The 15,605-nt window shown below is 76.6% G+C and carries 11 protein-coding genes and 1 pseudogene; 6 read left to right on the forward strand and 6 right to left on the reverse strand.

The features are described from left to right. Positions 1-125: 125 nt before the first annotated feature. Complete coding sequence (locus RVR_RS33875) at positions 126-1,418, reverse strand: hypothetical protein (protein WP_202237731.1); 1,293 nt, start codon at positions 1,416-1,418, stop codon at positions 126-128. A 389-nt stretch (positions 1,419-1,807) separates the two neighbouring features. Here RVR_RS33875 and RVR_RS33880 point away from each other — a divergent pair, with 389 nt between their 5' ends. After that, entirely contained in the window at positions 1,808-2,428 is a 621-nt protein-coding gene (locus RVR_RS33880) for an L-threonylcarbamoyladenylate synthase (protein WP_202237732.1), read from the forward strand. A gap of 45 nt (positions 2,429-2,473) precedes the next feature. Here RVR_RS33880 and RVR_RS33885 read toward each other — a convergent pair whose 3' ends face one another. Continuing rightward, on the reverse strand, positions 2,474-3,478 hold the full coding sequence (locus RVR_RS33885; protein WP_202237733.1) for a helix-turn-helix domain-containing protein: 1,005 nt from the start codon (positions 3,476-3,478) through the stop codon (positions 2,474-2,476). Positions 3,479-3,674: 196 nt separating this feature from the next. On the opposite strand from RVR_RS33885, the gene RVR_RS33890 reads away from it, so the two are divergent. Further along, positions 3,675-7,856 carry an RHS repeat domain-containing protein gene (locus RVR_RS33890; protein ID WP_202237734.1) on the forward strand — a complete coding sequence of 1,394 codons (4,182 nt, stop codon included), beginning with the start codon at positions 3,675-3,677 and terminating at the stop codon, positions 7,854-7,856. A gap of 146 nt (positions 7,857-8,002) precedes the next feature. On the opposite strand, the gene RVR_RS33895 is transcribed toward RVR_RS33890, so the two are convergent. Then, the gene (locus tag RVR_RS33895; RefSeq protein WP_202237736.1) at positions 8,003-9,091 is read right to left on the reverse strand and encodes an alcohol dehydrogenase catalytic domain-containing protein; all 1,089 of its coding nucleotides are present in this window, start codon (positions 9,089-9,091) and stop codon (positions 8,003-8,005) included. Positions 9,092-9,191: 100 nt separating this feature from the next. On the opposite strand from RVR_RS33895, the gene RVR_RS33900 reads away from it, so the two are divergent. Next, positions 9,192-10,079 (forward strand): LysR family transcriptional regulator, encoded by an 888-nt coding sequence (locus RVR_RS33900; RefSeq protein WP_202237738.1) that lies wholly within the window; start codon positions 9,192-9,194, stop codon positions 10,077-10,079. Positions 10,080-10,143: 64 nt separating this feature from the next. Here RVR_RS33900 and RVR_RS33905 read toward each other — a convergent pair whose 3' ends face one another. Together RVR_RS33905 and RVR_RS33910 are read right to left on the reverse strand one after the other, a co-directional pair. After that, positions 10,144-11,271 (reverse strand): PQQ-dependent sugar dehydrogenase, encoded by a 1,128-nt coding sequence (locus RVR_RS33905; RefSeq protein WP_346731496.1) that lies wholly within the window; start codon positions 11,269-11,271, stop codon positions 10,144-10,146. Between the two features lie 512 nt (positions 11,272-11,783). Beyond that, positions 11,784-12,533: a nucleotidyltransferase domain-containing protein gene (locus RVR_RS33910; protein WP_202237741.1), complete on the reverse strand. Its 750-nt coding sequence runs from the start codon at positions 12,531-12,533 to the stop codon at positions 11,784-11,786. 280 nt (positions 12,534-12,813) lie between these two features. Between RVR_RS33910 and RVR_RS33915 the strand changes: the two genes are divergently transcribed. Then, positions 12,814-13,134, forward strand: coding sequence for a hypothetical protein (locus RVR_RS33915; RefSeq protein WP_202239580.1), 321 nt, complete (start codon positions 12,814-12,816; stop codon positions 13,132-13,134). A 30-nt stretch (positions 13,135-13,164) separates the two neighbouring features. Continuing rightward, a pseudogene (locus tag RVR_RS38190) lies at positions 13,165-13,561 on the forward strand (chlorophyllase); the annotation flags it as partial. Here RVR_RS38190 and RVR_RS33920 read toward each other — a convergent pair. Then, positions 13,510-14,073, reverse strand: coding sequence for a hypothetical protein (locus tag RVR_RS33920; RefSeq protein ID WP_202237743.1), 564 nt, complete (start codon positions 14,071-14,073; stop codon positions 13,510-13,512). The pseudogene RVR_RS38190 and the gene RVR_RS33920 overlap by 52 nt on opposite strands. Before the next feature lie 340 nt (positions 14,074-14,413). Between RVR_RS33920 and RVR_RS33925 the strand changes: the two genes are divergently transcribed. Next, a complete protein-coding gene (locus RVR_RS33925) occupies positions 14,414-15,286 on the forward strand; it encodes an MmyB family transcriptional regulator (protein WP_202237744.1) in 873 nt (290 codons plus the stop codon). Positions 15,287-15,605 lie beyond the last annotated feature (319 nt).

The raw sequence follows: 15,605 nt of genomic DNA on the forward strand, positions 1-15,605 counted from the left end.
GTCCGGTACGCCGCCGCCGGCCGGCATGCGCCGCTCCCCGGCCGGAGCGCAGGGGCGGTTTCGGGCCAGGGGCGTGAGCGTGGGCGGGGACGAGGCGGGGGCGGCCATCGCGACCGGCCGTGGCGCTACGGCGTCTCCCTCGGGTCCGCGGCGCGGCCCAGGACGCCGCCGGCGGAAGGCGAGGCCGACGGAGACGCCGACGCCGACGCCGAGGGGGAGGGCGCCGTGGTCGGGCCGGTGCCGCCCCCGCCCGTGCCGCCCCCGGTCGAGGTGCCTCCGCCCCCCGACGTGGTGCCGGTCCCGGTGGAGGGAGCGGTGGACGGCGTCGGGGAGGAGGGGGCGGTGGGCGCGGTGCGGCCGGTGCTCGGGGTGGTGCCGCTCGGCGTCGGCGTGCCGGATTCCGCGGGGCTGTCCGATGCTCCCCCGGAGGGGGTGTCCGAGGTGGAGGGGGTCGGTGTGGTCGTCGAGTGCGACGAGGTGTGACCGGTGAAGGCGTTGCCGATGGTGGTGCCGCTGCCGTGGCCGCTGATGTTCTGGCCCGAGGCGAGTTCGGCCACGGTGATGCCGCCCATGGTCAGGCCGAAGGCGAGGGCCACGGCCGCGGCGGGCCTCTTCCAGCGCGGCCCGCGGGTGCGGTGCACGGTGCCTTCGGAGTAGCCGGTGTCCTCCGGGTGCCCCGGGTGCCCCGGGGGCCCGAGGCGCTCGGGGTGGTCCGCGGCGGCGGCGTCGTACGCGGCGGTGTCGTCGTACGCGGCGGTGCCGGTGGGGTCCAGGGCGTAGACCCGGGTCGAGCCGTCGGGGGAGCCGAGGATGGCGGAGTCGGGGTCGGGGGCGTGGTCGGTGGAGTCGTGGACGGTGGCGCCGAAACCGGTGGCGCCGTGGTCGGCGGCGCCGTCGGAGGAGTCCTGCGGTGGGTCCGCCGCCGGCCCGGTCGGCCCGATCGCGGTGGGCGCCGTCGGATACGGCTCGGCGCCCGCGGGCAGCGCTCCGGTCGCGCCGTTGCCGGCGAGCGGGCCCGCGAACGGCGAACCCGGGGCCGCGTCCGCCGAGGTGTCCGCCGCCCCCTCCGGGCCGGACCGAGGGCCTTTGAGGAGGTCCAGGGGCGTGGACAGGCCGGTGCGCACAGCGGTGTCCGTCGCCGAGGATGGGTGGCGCGGCCTGGGCCTGGCCTGGAAGGCGGCCTCGTGCACATGGCCGGCCACCTCGTGGACGTGCCGCCCGGTGCGGTGGAAGACGTGCTGGAGGATCGAGCCGCCGCAGGTGCCCAGCACGCTGACCACGCCGGCGCCCATGATCGTGCCGTACACCCCGAGGTTGGACGCGAGCTTGGCGGCCACGACCGCGGCCACGGCGCTGCCCGCCACCTGCGGCACGCTCAGGTCCAGCCCCCGGCCGCCCTTGGCCGCCGGCTCAGGCACGGCCGCCGGCTCGGGCACTCCGGCCGCGTCCGGCCCGGCGGCGTGATCCGGCGCTCCGGCCCGCTCGGGCCGCGCCGCGTCCCGGCGGCGCGCCCCGTCGGCCGGGGCGGGGTGCGCCGGGCGCCACGCGGACCCGTTCGGCCCCGTCGGCGCGGGACCCCCGCCCTGCTGCTGCGGGCCCCTCTCGCCGGCCCGTTCCTCTCCCATCCCGGACACAGCCCTCCTCGCCCTCCTCGCGCGGTCAACCGCAAGGAAGACGGACGGCCGGCGGCGTAAAGTTCCTTTTGCGCTCTTTTCGTGAAGTACGCCACTCCGTGCCGCCCGCGACCCGCCGGACGCGCCTGACCAGGCGCGACAGCACATCGCAACCGGGGTACTACGCTGGGCCGATGGCGCGATACCTCGACGTACACCCTGAGAACCCCCAGCCGCGCATCATCGGCGGCGTGGCCGAGAGCATCCGGTCCGGCGCGCTCGTCGCCTACCCGACGGACTCCTGCTACGCGCTGGGCTGCCGGATGGGCAACCGCGACGGGCTCGACCGCATCCGGTCCATCCGCGACCTCGACGACCGGCACCACTTCACCCTGATGTGCCGGAACTTCGCGCAGCTCGGCCAGCTCGTGCAGATCGACAACGACGTGTTCCGGGCGATCAAGGCGGCCACACCGGGCAGCTACACCTTCATCCTGCCGGCCACGCGGGAGGTGCCGCGGCAACTGCTGCACCCCAAGAAGCGGACGGTCGGCGTGCGCATCCCCGACCACGTCGTCACGCAGGCGCTCCTGGCGGAACTCGACGAGCCGCTCGTCTCCAGCACCCTGCTGCTGCCCGACGAGGCCGAACCGCTCACGCAGGGCTGGGAGATCAAGGAGCGGCTCGACCACGTGGTGGACGCCGTGGTGGACTCCGGCGACTGCGGCACCGAGCCCACCACCGTCGTCGACTTCTCCGACGGCGCCGTCGAGATCGTCCGCCGCGGCGCCGGCGACCCCGCCCGCTTCGAGTAGCGGGACCGGCGCGCGGACACCCGCCCCGCCCCGCCGGGCACGGGGTCACACCCAGCCGCGGCGGGCGGCCGCGAGGGCGGCCTGGAAGCGGGTGGTCGCCCCGAGGGCGGTCATCAGGTCGTGGATCCGCCGCTGCGTGGTGCGCGGGCTCCACCCCTGGGTCCTCGCGATCGCCGCGTCGGTCAGCCCGGAGGCCATCAGCATGAGCAGGGTCCTGGTCTCCTCGGCCGGCGCGGGAGGGGCCGGCGCCCCGCCCGCGGGGGCCGCCGCCGCGGACGCCGGCCCCTCCGCCTCGCCGAGCGGCACCGCCCGGTCCCACTCCGCCTCGAACAGCGCCTCCAGCGCCGCCAGGATCGGCGAGGGGTGCACGAGGTACGCGGCGGAGTGCCCGCCGGCCGACAGGCTGAACGGGATGAGGGCCGCAAGGCCGTCGCGTATCACCAGCTTGAGCGGCAACTCGCCGCGCACCCGGGCCTGTTCGCCGGCACCCACGCTCGGCAGGATGTCGTCGAGCAGCCGGCCCGGCCAGGCCACGGCGTCCCGCGAGTAGATCACCCGGTGCACCACGCCGATGCGCTGCCGCCGCAGTTGGTGCTGGAGGTTGCTGCCCGGGCGGTCGATGTACGGCGGCCGGTCGAACGCGCGCACCTCGCGCTCCGCCTCGTTGATCAGCCGGCCCGCCGCCGCACTGATGTCCTCGCGGCGGGTGAGCAACTCCACCGCGATGTCCGGGTCGTTGATCCGCAGCGCCTCCCGGTGCGTCTGCGCCAGGCGCTGCACCAGCGAGCGCGCCGCGTCGAGCTGCCGCTGCCGCTCCTGGATCAGCGCGGTGACCGCGACGTCCGGCGGCGTGGCGGTGAAGCGCGGCGGCCTGCTCCCGGCGCGGGTGGCCAGGCCCTTGGCGACCAGCGCCGCGAGCACCTTCGCGACCGCCGCGGTGCTGCCGCCGTACGCCGTGGCCAGCTCCGTGGCGCTGCACCGCGGCAGGCCGACCAGCGTCGTGTAGACGCGTTCCGTTTCGTCACCGAGTCCCAGGACGTCAAGTTTCATGGTTTCTCCGCAGTCGTGTGGCGACCCCCCGCCACCTGGCACAACCCGGCCAGCGTGAACATCTTGCGCGTCATCGGCGGCAGTTGGCATCTTCCACCGCACAGGGCGCCGTTCCCGCGTCGAGGAAGCCGGCGGGAGCGCGCCCGCAACCCCCCTGTGCGCCCGCACTCGCACTCCCTCCGTCGGAAGGTGTTTCATGCACCGCTCCAACCCGCCGGGCGTCGCGCCCGGCCGCGCCCGCGCCGCCGTGGTGGCGGTCGTCGCGGCCGTCGCCACCGCCGTGGCCGCTCCGACAACGGTGTCAGCGGCGACCCCGCACGCCTCCGCGTTCTCCGCGCCGGCCGCGCCGGGGACCTCGTCCGCCACGGCGCCCGCCGCGTCGTCCGCGGGCGCCTCGACCTCCCTGCCCGCCCCCGCCCGCTCCGCGCTCGGCGCGTCGTCCGCGCCGCCCCCGCCCGCCGCCCAGCGCCAGGGCGTCGTGCCCGGGCAGGTGCTGGTGACCCTGGACTCCTCGACCTCGGTGACCGGGGGCGGCGTGCCCGGCACCCGCGTCGCCGCGCGCCGCCCCGACACCAGCAACGCGACGCTGGACACCCGGCTGAAGGCGGCCGGCGCGCAGTCGCTGACCCCGCTGCTGCCCGGCGTCTCCGCGTCGGCCGCCGAGACGCTGACCGGCGCCGCGCGCGACCGGCTCGGCGCGGGCGCGCCCGACCTGGCCCGCACCTACGTCCTGCGCACCTCCGAGCGGGACACCGCCGCCGTGGCACGGGAGCTGGCGACGAGCCCGGGCGTGGCCGCGGCCGAACCCGACCGGTACGTCAACACCATGAACACCGGCGCCCAGCGACTCCCGAAGGGCGCGACGGCGCCCGGCACCGGCGCGCACACCCCGGCCGCGAAGGCGGAGCCCGCCACCCCTGCCCCGCAGGGCGGTGCGGCCGCCGCCGTCCCCGGCAACGACACCCTCGCCGACTCCGCACAGGCGTTCCTCAACGCCGGCGGTGTGGACGCGGTCGGCGCCTACTCCCTGCTGAAGGGGGAGTTCGGGCAGCAGCCCGGCACCGGCGAGACCGTCACCAACGTCTCCGTCGGCGACCTCACCGACCAGTCGATGGCCGACGCCGGCGACGCGTACGTCCAGGAGAACGGCCCGACCACCGTCGTCCGCGACGGACAGCGCTACCTCGACCTGCCCTCGATGCCGCTGATCCCGACCTACGTCGCCGAGGACTCCGGCGGACTGGACGGCGCGGCCTCCACCGAACAGCAGGACCCGACCCTCGACGAGGTCATGCTCGACTTCGGCGTGATGGCGCCGCTGCCGCACGACCGGCAGCGCGCCGCGGCCACCGGCAGCGGCTACACCGACCTGCTGGGCATCGCGCCGGGCGCGGACTACCGGCTGGTGGTGCCCGAGCAGCCGACCACCGACCGCATCGCCGGGGCGCTGCTGGCGGCCGCCGCCCAGTCGCCCGCGCCGGACGTGATCACCGCGAGCCTGGGATTCGGCACCGACTCCCAGGGCCTGCCCGGCCGTTACCTGGAGGACGACCCGGTGATCCGCTCGGTCGTCGCGTCGATCGTGCAGCACGACCACATCGTGGTGACGATCTCCTCCAACGACGGCACCCGGCTCTACACCCCGGCCTCGGTCGGCCCGGACGGCGGCAGCACCCCGACCGACACCGCGACCGGCCGCACCGGGACGACCACCATCGACGACGACGCGCTGTCCACCACGCCGACCCTCGTGCCCGACACCGGCGCCATCGCCGCCGGCGGCAGCACCCTCGACGACACCCTCGCGCAGGGCACCGGCGGCCCGGCCACCACGGCGGAGACCCGCCTGAGCGGGTTCGGCAGCTTCTCCTCCGGCTTCGGCAGCCGGGTCGACCTGTCCGCGCCCAGCGACAACATCCTCGCCTTCTCGCACGCCGTCGGCGGCAGTGCGCAGGACGTCGACGTGTCGCTGAACGGCGGCACCTCGGCCTCCGCGCCGGAGATCGCCGCGGCCGCCGCCGTGGTGCTCCAGGCCGGCCGGCTCGACGGCCGCGCGCTGAGCCCGCAGCAGGTCCGCGACGTGCTGGAGCAGACCGGCCGCGCGGTGCCGACCCCGCCGCAGATCGACCGCACCCTGCACGTCGGCCCGCAGATCGACGTGACCGCCGCCGCGGAGCGGGCGCTGGGCGGCAGGGCGCCGGTCCGGCCGACCCTGGTCCGGCTGTCGGTGGCGCACCGGGTCACCCAGGGCGGCCTGGGCGGCGACTTCCTGGAGGGCACCGACCAGGACCGGATCGACCTGGACGACATGGCCTCGGGCGGCAACGGCGAGGGCCTGATCGGCCCGATCACCTTCGCCGGCGACGTGACCGGATCGACCGGCGCGGGCACGTCGTACACCCTCACCGTCGGCCGCACCGTCCTGCGCTCGGCCTCGCCCGCGATCCGGGTGACGCCGCGGGACCTGCTCACCGCCGCGGGGCTGCCGGTGGTCTCCACCGCGGACCGGCAGGTCACCGTCACCTACGCGGTGGTCCGCGGCGGCCACGTCGTCGCGAGTCAGCGGCGCACCCTCACCGTCGGGCCAAGCGACGGGCAGTACGCCGAGGCGGCCGCCCCGACCGCGCCCGCGGTGGCCGCCGCCGGGCACGCGGTGAAGGTCTCCTACGACCTGACCGGCGTGGCGAACACGACCGACCCGCAGCTCGTCGTGTCCACCGCGGGCCACTGGAACCCGCAGCTCGCCCCGCTGTTCACCGCCGCCTGGCACCAGGAGCTGACCGCGACCAAGGGCACCGTCACCGTCCCGGCGTCCGCGTTCGCCGACGGCGGCGGGATCTACGGGATCGGCGTGGTGCAGTACGGCTACGGCGGCAACCCGCAGCTCACCGGCTACGGCGAGTTCGCGCCGATCCGGGTGGCGGGCGCCACCGCGGCGCAGCGCCCCGACGCGCCCCTGCTGTCGGCGGCGGGCGGCGCGGCCGGCCACGCCGCCGAACCCACCCGCGCCGCCCCGCGGTTCGACGTGCGCTACGACGTGCGCGGCGTGCCGGGCGCGCACAGCGCGGAGCTGGAGTTCTCCGCACCGGGCCCCACCGCGTTCGGCTCGCTGAACACCTTCACCAACGCCAACGGCACGGTGCTGGACGACGACGGCGTGGACAGCCCCTCGGCCGCGCACCGGGCACTGCCGGGCACCTCCGGGACGGTACGGCTGGACGCCGCGGCGCTCGGCCTGGGCGGCTCCGACGCCTACGGGGTGCGCGTGCTGGCCCTCGACCGCGCCGGCCACGTGGTCGGCCAGGCGTCCCCGCTGTCCTCGCTCGCCTTCGACGACGGGCTCGCCCCCGCCGGCTCGTCGGTGACCGGGTTCGCCGCCGACGGCGCCCACTCCGTGGCGGCGCTGGCCACCGCCTCCGGCGGCAGCGAGGTGCGGCACTACGCGACGGCGACCGGCCGCTACGGCGCCGCCGTCACCGCCGACGGCGAGGCGGGCTCCGGGTACGACGTGGTCGGAGCCACGGACGACCGGGTGCTGCTGGTGCACCGCTCCGCGGCCGGCGGCCTGCGGGTGGAGACCTGGAACACCGCGTCCGACACGCTCGTCGGCAGTACCGCGCTGCCCGCCGCGGACGGCACCTACGTCACCGGCCGGGTGGACGCCGCCCACCACCGCGGCGCCCTGCTGCTGCACGGCGCCGACGGCGGCGACCTGGTGCTGCCGGTCGACCTGGCCGGCGGTACGGCGGCCGCGCCGATCCCCGCCGACCCGGCCGGGGTGACCGCGGGCTCGTACGGCCTGCTGACCGTGGACGCCGCCACCGGCGCGGTGTTCCTCGCCCGCCCGGCCGGAATCTTCAACTGCCTGGGCAGCGCCACCGTCGCCCGCGTGGACCTGACCGCCCGGACGGTCACCGCGGACGGCACCACCTCGGCGTGCAGCCACGGCATCGCCTCCGACGGCGCCGGCACGCTCTACAACCTGTCGGCCACCGAGATCAGCGTGAACATCGTGCCCACCGGCGTGGTCTCCGGCACCGACGAGGCCACCGGGACCAGCACCGGCGACGCGGTCAGCGTGCGGCTGGGCAAGCCCGCCGCCCTGGCGGTGGACGGCGCGCACGAGGTCGCGGTGGTCTCCTACGCCTCGCCCGCGGGCACCGCGTACTTCGGGGCGGGCATGTACGTCCCGGACAACAACGCGACCGGACAACTGGTCGTGGTCGACCTGACCACCGGGAAGGTACTGCGCACCCTCACCGGCGTCACGCTGGGCGGGCACGCCGCGCCGGACGACACGATCCAGCTCGACCCGGCGACGCGGACGGGCTGGACGTTCGGGGCGTACGACCAGCAGATCCAGCAGTTCTCCTACTGAGCGCGGCGGAACACGGCCGGCCCCGGCCGGCGGTACCGGCCGGTGTCCGCGGGCGATCCCGCGGGCACCGGCCCTCCGCGCGTCCCGGCCCCGGTGCGGTGCACCCGGCGGCCGCCGGCCCGGCGGCCCCGGCCGGCGGTGGGCGGTCAGCCGGCGGGCGGGGCGAGGACGGTGCGCTCGAACGGACCCGGGTGCGCCGCCGCGTACGCGATCGCCTCGTTGACCGCGTCGAGCCCGAAGGTCCGGACGTGCTCGGGTGCGAGGTCGAGCGCGCCCGACGCCACGAGCCGGACCACGCCCACGTTCGCGCCGCGCGGGCCCATCCACTGGCCGCGCACGGTGACGGAGTTGCGCATGATCCACGGGTACGGGAGCGCGAGGTCGTCGCCGCCGAGCATGCCGACACCGCCCATCAGCACCACCCGGCCGTACTCCCGCACCGTCATGGCGGCCGTGCGCGCCACCGAACTGGGCGCGCTCGGCGGGAGCAGGTCGAGCACCATGTCGACCGGCCCGCCCGCCGCCGCGGACATCGCCGCCCCGTCGGCGGCCGTGTCGCCGGTCAGCCGCACCGGCCGCACGCGCGACCCGAACCGGTCGGCGAGCAGGTCGAGCGCGGCGCGGTTCCTGCCCGGCGCCACCACCCGGCCCGCGCCCATCGCCAGCGCCACCGCGACCGCGCTGCTGCCGAGGTTCCCGGTGGCGCCGCTGACCAGCAGCGTCTCCCCGGCCGCGAACCCACCGGCCAGCAGCCCGCTGTAGGGGATGAGGTGCACGGCGAGGGCGGCCCAGCGGGCCGGGTCGGCGGCCGCCTCCCCGGGCAGCGGGAAGACGTTCTCGGTCGGCACCCGCATCGACTCGGCGAAGGACCCGTCGTGCAGGTGCTCGGCCAGGCGCGCGCCGCCCTCGCCCCGGGAACTCCAGCCCTGGAGCGCGATGTCGGGCGTCAGGGCGTCGTCCCGGGAGCGCACCGTCGGATCGCACCACACCAGGTCGCCGGCCCGCAGCCGGGTCGCGTCCGGTCCGACGGCGACCACCCGGCCCACGCCGCCGAGCCCGGGCACGACGGGAGGGACCAGCGGGTAGGAGCGCTCGCCGCTGAAGACCTCGGCCGCGTACGGCAGGACGCAGGTGGCCAGCACGTCCACCACCACCTCGCCGCCCCCGGCCCGCGGAGCGGGCACCTCCCGCACCGCCAGGGGCGCGCCGAACTCCGTCAGAACTGCTGCTCGCACGTGATGACCTCAGCTTTCGTCCGCTTCTCGGCACCGACGCTACGACCGCGGCAGCGATGCGGGAAGCGAAGATCGGGCATGCGTGGTATGCCTGATGCGCATGGACCTCTCCAGCGCGGGCCTGCGCGTCCTGCGGCAGATCGCCGAGTCCGGCAGCTTCACCGCGGCCGCCGCCCGGCTCGGCTACACGCAGTCGGCCGTCTCGCGGCAGGCGGCCGCCCTCGAACGGAGCGCCGGCGCCACCCTGTTCGAGCGCCACCCCGACGGGGTGCGGCTCACCCCCGCCGGCCTCGTCCTGCTGCGCCACGCCCGGACGATCCTGGACTCGGTGGCCGACGCCGAGCGCGAACTCGCCGGCGCCGCCGAGCGGACGGAGGCGGTGCGGCTCGGCGTGTTCCCCAGCGCCGGCTGGGGCCTGCTGCCCGCCCTGCTCGCACGCCTCGCCGTCCACCCGCGGATCGCCGTCACCACGACCGAGGGCACCACGCCGGTGCTGATCAGGGCGCTGCGGGCCGGTTCGTCGGACCTGGCCCTGCTCACCTCCCGTCCACCGCACCGGCCCTCGGACGGCGAGTCGCCGCGGCTGCACATCGAGACCGTCGAGGACACCGCGCTGGTCGTCGCGGCGTCCGCCTCCGGGGAGTTCGCCGGCCGCACCTCGGTGCACCTCGACGAGCTCGCCGGCGCGCCCTGGATCGCCACCCCGTCCTCGACCGCGCAGCCCCTGCTCGGGGTCTGGCCGGGCCTGCCCGGGCGGCCGCGCGTCGCCCACCGCGCGACCGACTGGCTGACCAAACTCCGCCTGGTCGCCGGCGGGTTCGGCGTGACGACGGTGCCCGACCGGGTGGTGCCCGCGCTGCCGCCCGGCGTGATCGCGCTGCGGGTGGAGGGCGCGCCGCCCGAGGTCCGCCGGGTGCTCCTGGCCCGCCTCCCCGGGCGCCCCGCCCCCGCGGTCGCGGCGGTCGCGCGCGCGGTCATGTCGGGCTGAACCGGGGGCGGCGTGCGGCGGCGGGGTGCGGGGGCCGGCGGCCGGCGGGATGTGTGACGGGTCGTCAGCCGACTTTCACTTTCAGGATCTTGTCGTCGCCGGAGCCGGGGGAGATCCGTCCGTCCGTGTTGCTGGTGGTCACCAACAGCCCGCCGTCGTAGGCGAGCACCGTGCGCAGCCGGCCGTGGGCGGAGACGAGCTTGCTCTGCGGCGCGGCGACCAGCGTGGTGCCGTCCAGGGGGATGCGCCACAGCCGCTCGCCCTTCAGCGCGGCCATCCAGATGGAACCGTCGACCCAGGCGATGCCGCTGGGGGAGTCCTCCTCGGTGCCGAACTGGGCGACCGGTGAGGTGTATCCGGCGCGGCTGGTCCGGCCCTGGGTGGCGGGCCAGCCGTAGTCGCGGCCGGCCCTGATCAGGTTCAGCTCGTCGGCCTCGCGGTCGCCGAGTTCGGAGGCCCACAGGTTCCCCGACGGGTCCCAGGCCAGTCCCTGCACGTTGCGGTGGCCGATGGTGTACACGACGGACTTGCCGAACGGGTTGCCCGGCGCCGGCTTGCCGTCCGCCGTCATCCGCAGGATCTTGCCGCCGAGCGAGGACTTGTCCTGCGGCAGCGCGGTGTTCTCGGCGTCGCCGGTGCCCGCGTAGAGCATGCCGTCGGGGCCGAACGCGATACGGCCGCCGTTGTGGTGGATGCTGCGCGGGATGCCCTTGAGGATGACGTCGAGCCGGCCGAGCTGGTGCCCGGCGCTCGCCGACGGGGTGTAGGTCAGCTTCGCGATGCGGTTGTCGGTCGCGGTGGAGAAGTAGACGTAGATCAGGCGGTCCGAGCCGAAGTCGGGCGAGAGCGCCAGCCCCAGCAGGCCCGTCTCACCCTCTGAGCTCTTGGTGGAGACCACTCCGGGCACCGTGCCGGCGACCGTGCGCTTGCCGGTGCCCGGCACGACGCGCTGGATCACGCCGGTGTCCCGCGAGTTCACCAGCAGGTCGCCCCCGGGCAGCAGGGCCACGCCCCACGGCACGTTCAGGTTCGAGGCGACGGTGCCGGTGACGGTCGCCGACCCGGAGGCCGCGCCGGCGGTCGGGGTCGGGGTGCTGGTCGCCGTGGCCGCGGGAGGCGCGGAGCTGGCCGCACCGGTCGAGGCGGGGGCGCCCGCCGTCGGCGTCGCCGACCCGCCGGCGGAGGCGGACACCGAGGGGGAGGCGCCGTCCGACCCCGACGAGCACCCGGCCAGCAGCAGCGCAATCGCGGCGGCGCACCCCGCGGCGGCCTGCCCGCGCCCGCGCCCGCGCCCGCGTGCCGCGGTCCGCGGCCACCGGCCCCGCGTGCCCCGGCCCTCACGGCGGGACCCGTCCGCGTCCCGTGCCGCTGTCCTGCGCCATCCCGTCATCCGCCCGGCCGCCCTTCTCGCTCGCCGTCCGCGCCGTGGCGCCGTCCGCGCCGCCCGCGCCGTGTGTCCGGCAGGGCCCGTGCGGACCCTCGGACCACTCCTACCCGATGACCGGCGCCCTTGCGAGTTCCGCCCCCCACCGGCGCCCGAACGGCCCCGGGCCGTGACGGCCGTGACAGCCGCAACGAGCCGTAGTGAGCCGCAGCGGGCCGCAATGAGCCGCGGCTGCGACGGGCCGCAACTTGGGGCAGGTGGGGGCGGGGAGCGGCCGTCGGTCCGACGGCTTCCCGCCGACGGGCCCTGGGCCGGCGTTCTCAGCGTTCGGCGAGGGTGCGTCGGATGCCCCGGCGGACGAAGGCGCGGGCCCGCAGGGCGCGGCGGACCCGCCGGAGGGGGCTGATCGGGGCGGGGTCGGCGTAGCGGCGGTCGCGGATGTCGCGGACCAGGTCCGCGGGGGCGCCGAGTTCGGTCAGCACGTCGAGGGCCTCGCCCTTGGTGATCAGGCGCCCGTCGCGCAACGTCACGGTGGCGCGGGCCAGCACCAAGGGCCCCAGGTCCACCCAGATGTCCCGCATCCACGGCACCGGGCTGCGCGTGGCCGGCAGCCAGAACCGGGCCAGGTCCTGCCGGATGAACTCCTCCAACTGCCCCTCGGCCAGCGGCGGCAGCAGCTCCGTGGCCGGCGCTCCGTACAGCGTCAGCCCGCCGTCGAGCAGTTCGCGCCGGGAGACCGGCGTCACCGGACGCTCCTGGAGCCGGTTGTGGGCCCAGGTGAAGTGGCTGCGCTCCGCGCCGTCCAGTGCGGCGCGCGCCATGTAGGTGCAGTGCAGTTTGGCCGCGGCCGGCTCCTCGGCCAGCATCCGCCGGTGCATGTCCCCCAGCAGGGCCCGCTGCTCGGGGCCGGGCGGTGCCTCGACGACCGTGATGAGGTCGAGGTCGCTGCGGCCGGCCTGGAAGTCGCCCATCGCGAGCGAGCCGTGCGCCCATACGGAGACGGTCGGCACGGCCTGCCGGACGTCGGCGACGAAGCGTTCGAGGAAGAGGTCCGTGGCAGTCCGCTCCATGCCGGGCAGTGTCCCACGGCGCCGCCCGCCACGGCAGTGGGCGAACCATCCGCCCGGCCCCGCGCCGGCCCGACCCGCGCGCCGCTCGGGCGGCAACTCCCGTGCACCGGGGGCGACGTGGGACCGTCCTGTGCGCGTGTGCCCTTCGGGGCGAGCGGGGGTGGGACCTCGTGCGGCTCGACCGCACCGCGTGGAAACCCCGTTGTCGCAGGTGGGGTCGCGGTCTAGGGTCGCCCGCATGTCTCTACGTCCTCGGATGCGCCAGGCCCTGCTGGAAGCGATGCGCGCGCGGGACCGTGCCGCGGTGAGCGCGCTGCGCTCGGCCCTCGCCGCGCTGGACAACGCCGAGGCCGCGCCCGTGGACGAGGCGGACCTGCGGGGCCTGGCCCTGGAGCAGGCACCGGTCGGCGCGGGCGCCACCGAGGTGGCCCGGCGCGAGCTGGACGAGGGCGAGGTCGCCGACGTGGTGCGGGCCGAGGCCGATGAACGACTGGCGGTCGCGGCGCGGCTGACCGCTCCCGCGCATGCCGAACGGGCGGCGCGGCTGCGTGCGGAGGCCGCCGTGCTGCACCGCTTCCTCGACGGCCCCGCCGCCCCGTAGACGGGCGGGGCCCCGGCGCCCGCGCCCGCGTTCGACGGGTTCGTGGCCGAGCAGGTGCCGGTGTTCCGGACCATGGACCTGTCCACGATGACCACGCCCGCGCTGGTGGTCGCCGGCGACCGGGACGACTCGCGGCACTGGACGACCATGGGGCCGGACTGGCACGCCGACCCCTACCACCTGGCCCGGCTCCCAAGACCCTGCTCACCGTCTTCGGCGGGGAGCACCTCCTCGGCGGGATCTCCGGCTACGACGCGAAGGAGACCACGGACGACGACCCGGCCAGGGTCGCCGCGATCGGCCGCCTCACTGCCGCCTCACCGCCGCCTACCTGCGCAGCCGGTTCGTCCCCGGCGACGACGCCTGGCGGCGGGCTCAGGACGAGTTGACCACCGGTCCCGACGCGGCCGGGCGCGTGGAGTCGAAGGAGGAAGCGCGCTCCCGCCCGCCCGGCGGCGGCCGGAGGGCCGCGAGCAGGTGGCCGGCGGCTCCCGCCGCGGCGGGCAGGCACGGGCCGAGGTCGCCGGCGGCGAGCCGCGCGAGCGCCCCGCGGGCCTCGGGGCCCAGCGTCCCGGCGGGGCTCAGGGGGATGTGCACCGAGAACGGCGGAGCCGGGTGGACGGGGTCGCGGGAGATGCGGACCCAGACCGGGGACGGACCGGCGCTGATCCGGTCGGCGAGGCGGGCGGCGACCAGGGCGCTGGTGGCGCGGTCGACCGCGGGGGTGGCCCAGGCGGAGATGACCAGGGGCGCCCGGTCGACGGCGGAGATCGCCTCGCGGTAGGGGTCGCCGGTGGGAGCCGGCACCGTGGCGGCGGCGACCCGCAGGCCCGCCGCGCGCAGGATGTCGGCGATCGGCAGCGCCGTGCCCGGGTCGGTGAGCACCGCGGCGTCGCACCGCGCGACGTGGAACGTCGGTTCTGGCCTGGGAGCGGTCACGGGGCGATCCCCTCTACCGGAGCGGAGCCGGTGGTCGGTGCCGAGGCGTCGCGGCCGGGCCGGCGGTACCCGCCGGGAGCCGCGAGGAGGGCCGCCGGTCGCGTCCGGGCGGCGCCGGCCGGTGGCCGCCGTCCGCCCTCGTCCGCGTGGGGGCCCGCCGTGGTGTGCCGCGGCGGAACGTCGTGCATGTCTCCAGGGGATCGCGTCCGCCCGGTGGCCGGAAGGGTCAGCCGCGGACCCGGGTCGGCCGCGGACCCGGGTCCACCGCCGACCCGGGTCCGCGCCGGACCCGCTCGGAATGCTCACCGGGCGCCGGCGGCCGAAGCCGCCTAGTCTGGCGGTGGGGCGCAGTGCGGGTCTCCTGGTGTCTGGGGGCGAGCGGATGGCGGAGTCGGCCTCGGGGCTGGGTACGGACCTGCTGCCGTCCTGGCGGGCGCGGATCAGGCCGCGGGAGCTGCCCGAGGCGGCATGGCTGGAGCCGCTGCCGGAAGAGCTCACCGTGGCTCTCATGGCTCGGCTGCTGCATGTGGACGAGCGCCACTACCGCCGGATCGAGAAGGGCACCGCCCACGGTGTGAGCGTGACGCTGATCACGGCCATCGCCCAGTTGCTCCGGCTGGCTCCCGACGAGACGGAGATGCTGTACCTGTGGTGCGGGAAGCCGCCGCCCCAGGCGCCCCCCGCCGACACCGGTGAGGTGCCGCGGGACCTGGTGGAGGTGCTGGAGCGCGAGGAGCACGGCGCCTACTGGTGCTCGGCCGGGTACCGGATGATGGCCGCCAACCGCCGGGCACTGGCCAACTGGCCGTGGATGGAGCCGGGCGTCAACATCATGGTCTCGCTGCTGCGGGGGCCGGGCCGCGCCCAGTGCGTGGACTGGGAGACGCGCTGGGCGCCCCTGCTGCTCGCGCAGTTGCGGCGCGAGCTGATCCAGGCGCCGGGCGACGGGGAGCTGTGGCAGCTCGTCGACCGCCTGGTGGCCGACGATCCGCTGGTGGACCGCATCTGGCGGGCCACCGCCGAGAGCCAGCCGCCCGCCTACGGCACCACGCGCCCGATGCTCATGCCGCCGTGGCGGCCGTACACCGGCGGCCCGGTGGAGATCACGGTCACGGCACTGGTGCCGGTCAGCAGGCCGGACCTGCGGCTGGTGGTGGGCGTCCCGGCGCCGGACGTCGCGCCCCAGTTGCCCGAACTGCCCGAGCTGCCGTAGGGGTCGGAAGGGCCGGCCCGGCCGCATGCCGCCGGGCCGGCCCCGCCGGTTCCCGACGGACCCCCTCCACCCCCCACCCGGATCGCCGGGAAGAGGGGCGGATCCCTCCGCGGCTCGGTGTCGCTCGCGCCCGCGCTCCCTCCGGGCCGCACCCCGAGTGCGGTTCACCACATTCCGAGGCGTCAATCCCGCGCTGAAATGGGTGAACCCGGGTGTGGCGGCCATCACTGCGGCATGCTGGTCACCGGTGGCCAAGGGTCGTGCACGATGGAGCAATTCGTGCCTTCGGGTCCATATCGGACCAATCGACCTGAGAGTA

It is taken from the genome of Streptomyces sp. SN-593 (assembly GCF_016756395.1).
GTDB lineage: Bacteria > Actinomycetota > Actinomycetes > Streptomycetales > Streptomycetaceae > Actinacidiphila > Actinacidiphila reveromycinica.

Bases quoted from the DNA above. Each gene is read 5' to 3' on its own strand.
- RVR_RS33880 (WP_202237732.1), top strand. From the start codon at position 1,808: ATGGCGCGATACCTCGACGTACACCCTGAGAACCCCCAGCCGCGCATC.
- RVR_RS33885 (WP_202237733.1), bottom strand. From the start codon at position 3,478: ATGAAACTTGACGTCCTGGGACTCGGTGACGAAACGGAACGCGTCTAC.
- RVR_RS33890 (WP_202237734.1), top strand. From the start codon at position 3,675: ATGCACCGCTCCAACCCGCCGGGCGTCGCGCCCGGCCGCGCCCGCGCC.
- RVR_RS33900 (WP_202237738.1), top strand. From the start codon at position 9,192: ATGGACCTCTCCAGCGCGGGCCTGCGCGTCCTGCGGCAGATCGCCGAG.
- RVR_RS33910 (WP_202237741.1), bottom strand. From the start codon at position 12,533: ATGGAGCGGACTGCCACGGACCTCTTCCTCGAACGCTTCGTCGCCGAC.
- RVR_RS33915 (WP_202239580.1), top strand. From the start codon at position 12,814: ATGCGCGCGCGGGACCGTGCCGCGGTGAGCGCGCTGCGCTCGGCCCTC.